Origin of the sequence: Saccharopolyspora sp. NPDC000359, assembly GCF_040300525.1 — a bacterium.
Classification (GTDB): Bacteria; Actinomycetota; Actinomycetes; order Mycobacteriales; family Pseudonocardiaceae; genus Saccharopolyspora.
Genome location: NZ_JBEPDU010000127.1, coordinates 1 through 1031, shown reverse-complemented (window position 1 = coordinate 1031; position 1031 = coordinate 1). Strand labels below are relative to the sequence as shown.

The following is a 1031-nucleotide window of genomic DNA, read 5'->3' as shown; positions in this document are numbered from 1 at the left end:
CCCGCACACTGCACGTCGACGAACCCACCAACCAGGTCGACTGGAACACCGGGTCCGTCACCCTGCTCACACAAAACCAGGCCTGGCCAGACACCCACCACCCACGCCGCGCCGCGATCTCCTCCTTCGGCATCAGCGGCACCAACGCCCACATCATCATCGAACAACCACCCACCACCCACGAAACCCGGACGCAGCAGGAACTTCCCCACATCCCGTGGGTGCTGACGGCGCGCAGCCAGGCGGCTCTGCGCGCCCAGGCGGCCCGGCTCGCGAACCACGTCTCCGAGGGCGACTCGGTGCTCGACATCGGCTACTCGCTCGCGACCACGCGCGCCCGGCAGGAGGAGCGCGCCGTGGTCGTCGCCGACGACGCCGCCCGTCGGGTGCAGGCCCTCCTCACCTTCGCCCGGGGCGGAGCACATCCCGACGTGGTTACCGGCCGGGCGCGCGAGGGCGAGTTGGTGATGGTCTTCTCCGGCCAGGGCTCCCAACGTCTGGGCATGGGGCGCGAGCTCTACGACACCTACCCGGCCTACGCCAAGGCCTTCGACGCCGCCTGCGACGAGCTCGACCACCACCTGCCGCACCCACTCCGCGACGTCATGTTCGGTGACGACGAGGACCTGCTCAACCAAACCCAGTACACCCAACCAGCACTCTTCGCCTTCCAGACCGCCCTCTACCGACTCTGGGAATCCTGGGGCATCACACCCGACACCGTCACCGGGCACTCCATCGGCGAAATCACCGCCGCCCACATCACCGGCACACTCACCCTCACCGACGCCGCCACCCTCATCACCGAACGCGCCCGACTCATGCAAACCCTCCCCGAAGGCGGCGCCATGGTGGCCATCAACGCCACCGAAACCGAAGTACTGCCCCACCTGACCGGCTACGAGGACAAGGTCGGCATCGCCGCCATCAACAGCACCAACTCACTCGTCCTCTCCGGCGAAGACAAGGCACTCCGTGAGATCGCAGACGGCTTGAGCCAGCACCGCACCACCTGGCTGCGCGTCTCCCAC

Annotated in this window: 1 protein-coding gene; it reads left to right on the top strand. The window is 67.9% G+C overall.

The window, feature by feature from the left end:
• A partial coding sequence (locus ABT324_RS33380) for an acyltransferase domain-containing protein (protein WP_351185920.1) occupies positions 1 to 1031 on the top strand: 1031 nt, incomplete at both ends.